General features: G+C 66.1%; 3 protein-coding genes. All 3 read left to right on the top strand.

All coding sequences use genetic code 11. The features are described 5' to 3' along the window. The first annotated feature begins 146 nt into the window (after window positions 1-146). The 3 genes from ACFWMR_RS42570 (at window position 147) to ACFWMR_RS42560 (ending at window position 2,301) form a co-directional block, all read left to right on the top strand. Window positions 147-341, top strand: coding sequence for a DUF3046 domain-containing protein (locus ACFWMR_RS42570; RefSeq protein ID WP_093938916.1), 195 nt, complete (start codon window positions 147-149; stop codon window positions 339-341). A 206-nt stretch (window positions 342-547) separates the two neighbouring features. Continuing rightward, on the top strand, window positions 548-1,588 hold the full coding sequence (recA, locus tag ACFWMR_RS42565) for a recombinase RecA (RefSeq protein WP_005164741.1): 1,041 nt from the start codon (window positions 548-550) through the stop codon (window positions 1,586-1,588). A gap of 185 nt (window positions 1,589-1,773) precedes the next feature. Further along, on the top strand, window positions 1,774-2,301 hold the full coding sequence (locus ACFWMR_RS42560) for a regulatory protein RecX (protein WP_378382493.1): 528 nt from the start codon (window positions 1,774-1,776) through the stop codon (window positions 2,299-2,301). The last annotated feature ends 115 nt before the right edge of the window (window positions 2,302-2,416 follow it).

Here is a 2,416-nt window from a genome sequence, read left to right as displayed (position 1 = left end):
GAGGAAATAGGGACACTCGACGTCCCTATTTCCACACACCCCTGTGTCGCGTTCCCACGGCCACGTCGCCTCGGCGTCGCGGAACCCCACCCGAGCAAGGGGGCCTTCACGCGTTTCCCGCCGGGTGCCGGGCTAGACTCCGCTCGATGCGTATCACGGTCTTCCGGCGGCTGATGGCCGACGAATTCGGTCCCGGACGTGCGGAAACCCTCTCCAGGGATCACGTCTTCGGCGAACTCGGGGGCCGGACCGTCGAACAGGCCCTCGACTCGGGAACCTCGGCCAAGGACGTCTGGCGGGCGGTCTGCGACGCCTTCGAAGTCCCGCCGGAGAGGCGCTGACCTCGGAAGAAGGGCAAGAACCCTAGCGCAACGGCGTGTCGGCCACGGCCTCGAACACGTGTTCGTCTATGGTGTTGTCCACAACGGGGTCAGCGATCCACAGCTTGGGCGCGAGGCCTGGAATTGTCGGTGGTCGCCCGTAGCGTCGGACCCGACAGCTCAGAACAGAACAAGCCCTACCCGGCTCAACCAACGAGGTGGACTCCATGGCACCAGCAGCACCCGACAAGGACAAGGCGCTCGAACTGGCCCTCGCCCAGATCGACAAGCAGTACGGCAAGGGCTCGGTCATGCGCCTGGGCGAAGAGGGCCGCGCGCCGATCGAGGTCATCCCCACCGGCGCCATCGCCCTCGACGTCGCGCTCGGGATCGGCGGCCTGCCCCGCGGCCGGGTCATCGAGATCTACGGTCCGGAGTCCTCCGGTAAGACCACCGTCGCGCTGCACGCGGTCGCCAACGCGCAGAAGAACGGCGGCATCGCCGCGTTCATCGACGCGGAGCACGCGCTGGACCCGGAGTACGCCAAGAAGCTCGGCGTCGACACCGACGCGCTACTGGTCTCCCAGCCGGACACCGGTGAGCAGGCGCTCGAGATCGCGGACATGCTGATCCGCTCCGGCGCGCTCGACATCCTGGTCATCGACTCGGTTGCCGCGCTCGTGCCGCGCGCCGAGATCGAGGGCGAGATGGGCGACAACCACGTCGGCCTCCAGGCCCGGCTGATGAGCCAGGCGCTGCGGAAGATGACCGGCGCGATGAACAACTCCGGCACCACCGCGATCTTCATCAACCAGCTGCGCGAGAAGATCGGCGTCATGTTCGGCTCCCCGGAGACCACGACCGGTGGTAAGGCGCTGAAGTTCTACGCGTCGGTCCGCCTGGACGTCCGCCGGATCGAGACGCTGAAGGACGGCGGCGAGCCCGTCGGTAACCGCACTCGCGTCAAGGTCGTGAAGAACAAGGTCGCGCCGCCCTTCAAGCAGGCCGAGTTCGACATCCTCTACGGCAAGGGTGTCTCCCGCGAGGGCTCGTTGATCGACATGGGTGTCGACCAGGGCATCCTGCGCAAGTCCGGAGCCTGGTACACCTACGAAGGCGACCAGCTGGGCCAGGGCAAGGAGAACGCCCGCAAGTTCCTGCTGGACAACCCGGACATCGCCAACGAGATCGAGAAGCGCATCAAGGAGAAGCTCGGCATCGGTGCCGCTGTCGACGCCGAAGCCGCCCCCGCGCCGGTCGACTTCTGAGGCGACGGGATCGGGTGAGGTGTGCTCGCGGAGAGCGCTCGCCGGATCCCTCTGCCGTGCCTCCTGGGGGTCGACCCCCCAGACCCCCACCAGGGGGCAAGCCCCCTGGACCCCCAAGTGCGGTTGCTTCAGGGGATGACGTCACTGTTCGACTGGAGTGATAGCTGAAAATGCGAGCGCCCAAGGTGGATCCGGCGGAGCTGCCGCCGGACGAGCGGAGGAAGAAGGCCAAGGAGATCTGCTTCGATCTCCTGGCCGCGCGCCCGCGCTCCACGGATGAACTGCGTCAGGCCCTCAAACGCAAGGGCTTCGACGAGGAGACGACGGAGACCCTGCTCGGTAAGCTGGACCAGGCAGGGCTCATCAACGACGCCGAGTTCGCCGAGATGTGGGTTCGTTCCCGTCATGCCAACATGGGTTTGGCGCGGAACGCGCTCGTCGCCGAACTCAAACGCAAAGGAATCGATGGGGATATCGCCGTCCAGGCCGCCGACGAGGTGGACCGAGAGGCAGAGGAGCAACGCGCCCGAGAGCTGGTACGGAAGCGCATGCGCTCCTTGGGCAACGTCGACGAGCAGACGGCGATCCGCCGCTTGCTGGGCTTCCTCGCCCGCAAGGGCTATCCCCAAGGGCTGGCCTACACCGTGATCCGCGACGAACTCCGCGAGTTCGGCGCCGAATCAGCACTCCTGGACGACGCCGCCCCCGACTGAGTTTCCCTCCAGACTTTCCTGAAGTACATGAAGGCCCCCTTCCTCTTGGGTTCTAGTGGTGGTTGCAACACCTGACTTGTTCGGGGGTTGTGTTGTTTGAGATCCGTGGGGACAG

Source organism: Amycolatopsis thailandensis (assembly GCF_042723255.1).
GTDB classification, from domain to species: Bacteria; Actinomycetota; Actinomycetes; order Mycobacteriales; family Pseudonocardiaceae; genus Amycolatopsis; species Amycolatopsis thailandensis.
The sequence above is the reverse complement of the archived record's forward strand: the minus strand, read 5'-3'. Positions and strand labels throughout refer to the sequence as shown.

Excerpts from the sequence above, each read along its gene's own strand:
- ACFWMR_RS42570 (WP_093938916.1), top strand. The coding sequence starts at position 147 with ATGCGTATCACGGTCTTCCGGCGGCTGATGGCCGACGAATTCGGTCCC.
- recA (WP_005164741.1), top strand. The coding sequence starts at position 548 with ATGGCACCAGCAGCACCCGACAAGGACAAGGCGCTCGAACTGGCCCTC.